Raw genomic sequence first — 6000 nt, forward strand, 5'->3', positions numbered from 1 at the left:
GCCTCAGAGTGACGCGGCGACTCCCGGGGTGAGCCAGCGCACGCGCGGGTCGCTTCCAAGGACCTCGCGTGCCTGGGGCTCGGTCGCCAACGGCTCGAAGGTGCCGAAGTGCATGGGCACGATGACGGAGGGGCGGAAGTACTTGCGCACCGCGAGCGCGGCGGTCCGGGGGTCCATGCCGTAGCGCCCACCACCCACGTTGAGGAGCACGATGTCCGGGTGCAGCAGCTCCTGCACCAGCGCCATGTCGCCGAACAGCCAGGTGTCGCCCGTGTGGTAGAGCGAGCGCCCACCGGGAAGCACCAGGACGTAGCCCAGGGGCCGCCCGTCGGGCTCGCACGAGTGCATGGCCGGCACCGCGTGGACCGTGACGTCGCCGATGCGCGTGGAGCCGCCGACGTTCACCGTGAGCTGCTGGGCCTCCGGCACCTTGAGCCAGCGCAGCGTCTCCCCCGTACCGACCACGGGAGCCCCGCTCAGGCGCGCCAGGGTGTGCACGTCCTGCGCGTGGTCTCCGTGCGAGTGCGTGAGCAGGATGGCCGCGGGCGGCGTCCGCGCGAGGCGCGCGAGGTCCTTCCAGGCTTCGGGCGCACGCGGGTTCTCCTTCAACCAGGGGTCGATGAGCAGGCGCGTGCCTCCGGGCGAGACGACCTCGAAGCCGGCGTGGCCGAGCCAGGTGACGCGGAACTCCTGGGGCGGTGGGGTCGGTGCGGCGCCGAGCAGCGCCGCCAGGAGGGACAATGAGAGCAGCATGGTGCGGGACCTCGCGAAGGCTCCGGCGGCGGGACCGACCCGGCGGCGGGCTCAGCGACGAGGATGTGGCACCCGCTCCGCGCCCTTCTTGGGCGAAGTTGACCTGCCGCGCACGGCCCGCGCGTAGGCCCCCGGGCTCGTGCCGACGATGCGCACGAAGTGCCGGTGCAACTGGCTCTGGTCGTAGAGCCCCACCTCCAGGGCCGCTCGTGCGGCGGGGACGCCCCGGGCGAGCAGTTCGCGCGCCCGCGAGACTCTCAGGTGCGTGAGATAGGCATGCGGCGTCAGCCCGAGCTCCTGACGGAAGGTGCGCAGCAGGTGGAAGCGGCCCAGGCCCGAGGCCACCGCCAGCGCCTCCAGGCTGACGCCTTCCACGACCGAGGCGTGCAGCAGGTCTCGTGCACGCAGCGCCGCGCGGCGAGCCCGGGGCACCGCCTCCGCTGACGCACTGGCGCTTGCCCCCAGCAGCGCCGCGAGCAGCCCGGCGAGCAGGCCTTGCAGCGCGAGCGTGTCACTGCCTGGGTCCCTCAGCGCCGCGTGCAGGGCCAGCGCCTCGGCGCGTCCGACACCGCCGGAGAGCGCGGGCAGGTGGGGCGGCACGCTCAGCCCGAGCTCGCGTGCGGCCCCCTCCACCACCGGCACCTCCAGGGTCATCGATTGGGCGGTCACCGGCGCATGCACTCGCAGGTCGCGGTGCACCTCTCCCGGTTCCTTCAGCTTCAGCACGCCCTTGGTCTGCGTCCAGGCCCGCCCGCGGTACCAGAAGTCGAAGGCGCCCGCGTAGACCACCGTGACGCCGTAGCGAGTGGAGACGCCGGACCACAGCCGCGTGTCACCCGTGACGCGAACCCCTTCCACTCCCGCGAGCCTCGCGGGCAGCACCACCAGGCCAGGCTCGTCGGGTCGCATCGTGGCTCCAGTATGGAGCAAGTCCGGGTCACTGCTTCGGCGCGGGCTTCTGTTCCTGGGCGCTGCGCAGGTCCGCGCGCACCACGGCGTTGCCGAAGCGCTCCACGTTGGTCAGCCAGGCCGCCGCGTTCTTCACGTAGCGCGCGGTGCCCGCCGTGTCCCACTTGTTGTAGAGCCGCGTGAAGCCACCGTCGAAGATGGCTCGCTTGCCGCCATTGTCATAGAAGGCCGCCACCAGGTTGCCCGCGGAGCCATGGAGCAGCGGCGTGAGCTGCTGGCTCGGCTGGATGGTGGCGATGGTGATGCCCTCGTAGAGGTACTCCAGGCCGGTGGTGAGCAGGTGCCGGCGCAGCAGGCCCGGGCCCTCCCCGTCCTTGCGCAGGCCGACCGTCTGGTCGCCGATGATGTTGCCCACCATGACCGTGCCCAGCAGCGCCTGGCCCACCACGTTGGCGTCCGCGTAGTAGGGCGCGTTGTCGCCCCAGATGTACACGCCGTGTCCCGCGTCGAAGAACTCCTTGATGACCTTCACGTGCTCGGGCGTCAGGCGCGGCGTCTGGTCCGAGATGATCCACAACTGACACGCCTTCTGGAGCCCCTTGCGCAGCTCCTTGGGGTCCGGCGCCTGGTTGACCCAGCGATACACGGAGAAGCCCTTCTCCTTCAGCGCGGCCTTCGGCAGCGAGAAGTCGAAGTCCTGTGTGTAGAACTGGAGCACCGCCACCGTCTGCCCCTCGAAGGCGCCGTCCACCGCGAGGTCGTTCTGGTTGCCCTTCGCGTTGCCAAAGCCGTCACGGGCCGCGGGGCGCACCGTTTCGCGCAGCTCCTGGGAACCGTCGTTGCGCGTCACCACCCGGCGAACGCTCTCCATGGGAGCGTTTTCACCTGCCGCCTTGTTGTACTGCGCGAGGGCGGGAGTGGCGGACAGGACGAAGGCAATGCAGCAGAACAGCGGACGGAGGGCACGCACGAGAACCTCGACGAAAAGGACGTGGCACCTTCCACGCACGGCCCCGCGAAAAGTTCTTCAGCTGGCGTCCGCCACCAGGCCGGGCGCGGGCTGCACACCGAAGAAGCGCGAGAGCTCGGCCTGGGCCTCGCGGGCTTGCGCCGCGCTGATGCGCCCCTCGCGCTCCAGCCTCCCGATGATGACGCCAGCACGGGTGCGCAGGGTCTCGGGCCGCTGCGCCGGCAGCCAGCGACGCGGGGCGGGCAGCATGGCCGCGAGCATCGCGCCCTGCGCCACGCTGAGCGACCGCGCCGAGACGCCGAAGTGCTCGCGCGCCGCCGCCTCGATTCCATAGACGCCCTCCCCCCACTCCACGACGTTCAGGTACAGCGCGAGGATGCGCTGCTTGGACAGGTGTGACTCCAACTGGCGCGCGAGCAGCAGCTCCTTCCCCTTGCGCAGCAGGCTGCGGTCCGTGGAGAGGTAGAGGTTCTTCGCCAACTGCTGCGTGAGGGTGGAGGCGCCGCGCCCCAGACGTGCCTCGCGCACCGACTGCTCGAAGGCGTTCTCCACCTCGGTCCAGTCCACGCCTTCGTGCCGGTAGAAGCGCGCGTCCTCGGAGCACAACACGGCGTCCACGGCGTGCGGGGCCACCGCGCCGAGCGGCACCCAGGCCTGGCGCACGCGAGGCTTCGTGCCCGACTCGAGCGCCTCTTCGGCTCGCTGCGCCATGAGCGCGGTGGTGCGCGGGTTCTGCGTCCGCAGGGCGCCCACGTCGGGCAGCCGCGCGGCCTCCACGCCGAACCAGAGGGCCAGCATCAGCCACCCGCCAAGCGCCCAGCGACGCCAGGCCGGGCCTCCAGAGGGCTTCCCCGCGGGACGCCGGGCTCCAGAGGAGGGCTGCTTCGTCTTCTGCATCCGGACGGTGGAGGGGCGCGCAGGGGGCGGACGGGATGTCATCTGTACGCCTACATCTGCCCCGACCCGCCCCTGCTGTCCAGAACGCGGCCGGACGCGGATTTAACCCGGCTTAATTCGTCCGCTGCGGCGGTTCGCGCGACAACCCCTCTGACTGTCGCAGAGGGGGAAGTCCACATGCAGTGGCCGATTCGGAGCTTTCAGCCGTTCATCAACACCGTGAAGCCGTCCAGCAGCGGAGCCGTGAGCGCACCGCAGCAGGCGCCAGCAGGTCCGCCTCGGCCGTCGAGCGGCACATCGTCCTGGGGAGGCGTGTCCACCGACAGCTTCAGCGGGAGCACGCCGGGGACTTCGAAGCGCAACCCGCTGAACGTGCCGGACACCGCGCCCTCCCCCACCGACACGCCGATTCTCGCGAAGCCGACCGCCGCCAAGGACTTTGCCGCCAGTGGCTCGGTGATGCTGGGCCCCAATGGCATCTCCGGGAGCGCGAGCCTCGAGGCCGGGGTGAAGGTGGATGCGGGCATCTTCTCCATGAAGGTGGCCGGGTACACCGAGGTGGGGGCGAGCTTCAGCCGGGACGCGGAGATGACGACCTTCAGCGTGGACGCCGAGGTCGGCGTGAAGGGAGAGCTCCAGGCGGACACGCCGAACGTCACCGTCACCGGCACCGCCCAGGCGGGTGTGCGGGGCAGCTACCAGGTGACGCTGCCGACCGCGGCCGCGGCGGGCATCACCTCGCCCGAACAGGCCGCCCAGCAGCTCAACCCGTCCCTGCCCCAGAACCTGCCGGTGGGCGCCACAGTGACGCTCAACGGCGAGGCCTTCGTGGGCACGGGCATGGAGGTGGTGTTCAAGAACATCTCCGGCATCTTCGGCGCCATCGGGGGGATGAGCACGGAGAAGGCCAGCGGCATGTCCCTCGCCGTCACCCGGCTGGACGACAAGACCGTCCGGGTCACCGCCGGTCCCACGGAGGCGGTGTCGCGCACGCTCGAGGGAAAGCTGGGCGTGTTCGATATCGCGTTCGGAGCGACGGACACGCGGCGCGTGGAGGGACAGCTGAGCTCACGGCAGGTGGACTTCGACATCTCCACGCCGGCGGGACAGGCGGCCTACAACCAATTCCTCGCCACGGGCGAGCTGCCGAAGAACGACCCGGCGAACGGCACGTCAAACGCGGCGACGGTGCAGATTGCCTCCGACACGCTCACGCGGGAGGTCACCTTCGCCATCGACCTGGGCGCGGCCGTGATCGACAGCAACGTGTACGTCGCCACGACCTACGACGCGGGTGGCCCGACGGAGTTCCAGTACACAGGCACCAAGGGCCCCGTCACCTTCTCGGTCAGTGGCGAGTGGAAGGACCCCGAGGACCCGTCCACGTACACCTACGCGGCCACGCTGCCGGACCTGGCCTCCGGATCCGCGAACGGGCTCCAGGACGCCTTCGCGAACACGACGGGGACTGGCACCACGGCCTCCGTGTCCTTCACCCACGCGGAGGCGCAGCAGGTCCAGCAGCTCGCGAAGGACTGGCTGACGGCCATCGAGCAGGGCCAGCCCGGATACGCGGGCAATACGCCGGAGAGCTGGGTGGTGGATGTCGCCAACGCGGCGACCCCTGAAGAGGCCATGGCCCTGCTGCTGACGCCGGAGACAAACAACTTCACCGACGTGGTGGCGGAGCGCATGTCCAAGCTCAGCGCCTTCCAGTTCAACCACGGCGGCGGACAGCTGCCGGGGTCGCTCACCCTCTCGGAGGGCTGACCGCCGCGGATTTAACCCGGCTTAACTCGTTCTCTGTGGCCTTTCGCGCGACAACGCCGTCCGCAACTGACACGTCGTTGCTCCTGAGGGGATCAAGACATGCGAAAGCAAATGGCCGTGCTGGCAGCCGTGCTGTTCTCTTCCGTCGTGGGTTGTGGTGCCGAGTCGGACACGGATCCCAATGATGCACTGTCATTGGAGACCTACAGTCAACCCATCGCGGGTGATTGCAGCGATTACGTGTCAGACGTCAACTACCTCGACTACTCCAACGTGACGAAGGGGACGACCATCACCAAGAAGTGGAAGATCAAGAACTGCGGAACCACGAACTGGACGACCTCGTACCAGGTGGTGAAGGAGAGTGGCTCCGCCGGGTTCTGCACCTCCTTCACCCTCACCAGCGGCATGAGCGCGGGCTCGACCGCTGAGATCTGGGCGACGTGCAACGTCCCGAATACCGCGGGGCAGTATTCGGCCAACTTCAAGGTCGCGGATTACAACGGGACCAAGTTCGGTGATGCCTTCTGGGTCATCGTCAACGCCCAGTAAGGCCGGTTGACCTCGCGAAGGCTCAGGGCGTGAGAAGAAATGAGCCTTCCGACTCGTCGAACCAGCCTTGCGCTATGGCGAGCAGGAGGTTGTGGGCGACGAGTGCGAGCAACCACGCGGCTTCGGCTCGCTTGCGACCTCGTACGTGA

7 protein-coding genes are annotated in these 6000 nt (G+C 69.3%); 2 read left to right on the forward strand and 5 right to left on the reverse strand.

The genetic code is table 11. The features are described from left to right. Positions 1-3 precede the first annotated feature (3 nt). From D7Y04_RS41785 to D7Y04_RS41805, 5 genes are all read right to left on the reverse strand, one after another. Positions 4-753 carry a metal-dependent hydrolase gene (locus D7Y04_RS41785; protein WP_121762969.1) on the reverse strand — a complete coding sequence of 250 codons (750 nt, stop codon included), beginning with the start codon at positions 751-753 and terminating at the stop codon, positions 4-6. Between the two features lie 51 nt (positions 754-804). After that, a complete protein-coding gene (locus D7Y04_RS41790) occupies positions 805-1662 on the reverse strand; it encodes an AraC family transcriptional regulator (protein ID WP_120596733.1) in 858 nt (285 codons plus the stop codon). 28 nt (positions 1663-1690) lie between these two features. Beyond that, on the reverse strand, positions 1691-2632 hold the full coding sequence (locus tag D7Y04_RS41795) for a hypothetical protein (RefSeq protein WP_120596732.1): 942 nt from the start codon (positions 2630-2632) through the stop codon (positions 1691-1693). A 57-nt stretch (positions 2633-2689) separates the two neighbouring features. Continuing rightward, a complete protein-coding gene (gene mtgA / locus D7Y04_RS41800) occupies positions 2690-3571 on the reverse strand; it encodes a monofunctional biosynthetic peptidoglycan transglycosylase (protein ID WP_120596731.1) in 882 nt (293 codons plus the stop codon). A 158-nt stretch (positions 3572-3729) separates the two neighbouring features. Then, positions 3730-3912 carry a hypothetical protein gene (locus D7Y04_RS41805; protein ID WP_147454607.1) on the reverse strand — a complete coding sequence of 61 codons (183 nt, stop codon included), beginning with the start codon at positions 3910-3912 and terminating at the stop codon, positions 3730-3732. On the opposite strand from D7Y04_RS41805, the gene D7Y04_RS41810 reads away from it, so the two are divergent. Both D7Y04_RS41810 and D7Y04_RS41815 read left to right on the forward strand, forming a co-directional pair. Then, positions 3902-5299: a hypothetical protein gene (locus D7Y04_RS41810; protein ID WP_120596729.1), complete on the forward strand. Its 1398-nt coding sequence runs from the start codon at positions 3902-3904 to the stop codon at positions 5297-5299. The two genes, D7Y04_RS41805 and D7Y04_RS41810, sit on opposite strands and share 11 nt — an antisense overlap. Positions 5300-5398: 99 nt before the next feature. Then, positions 5399-5851: an NBR1-Ig-like domain-containing protein gene (locus tag D7Y04_RS41815; protein ID WP_121762972.1), complete on the forward strand. Its 453-nt coding sequence runs from the start codon at positions 5399-5401 to the stop codon at positions 5849-5851. The last annotated feature ends 149 nt before the right edge of the window (positions 5852-6000 follow it).

Source organism: Corallococcus sp. AB038B, assembly GCF_003668955.1.
Lineage (GTDB): Bacteria > Myxococcota > Myxococcia > Myxococcales > Myxococcaceae > Corallococcus > Corallococcus exiguus.

What these genes read in the sequence shown, in the direction of transcription:
- D7Y04_RS41785 (WP_121762969.1), bottom strand. Translation starts at nt 753, where the DNA reads ATGCTGCTCTCATTGTCCCTCCTGGCGGCGCTGCTCGGCGCCGCACCG.
- mtgA (WP_120596731.1), bottom strand. Translation starts at nt 3,571, where the DNA reads ATGACATCCCGTCCGCCCCCTGCGCGCCCCTCCACCGTCCGGATGCAG.
- D7Y04_RS41790 (WP_120596733.1), bottom strand. Translation starts at nt 1,662, where the DNA reads ATGCGACCCGACGAGCCTGGCCTGGTGGTGCTGCCCGCGAGGCTCGCG.
- D7Y04_RS41815 (WP_121762972.1), top strand. Translation starts at nt 5,399, where the DNA reads ATGCGAAAGCAAATGGCCGTGCTGGCAGCCGTGCTGTTCTCTTCCGTC.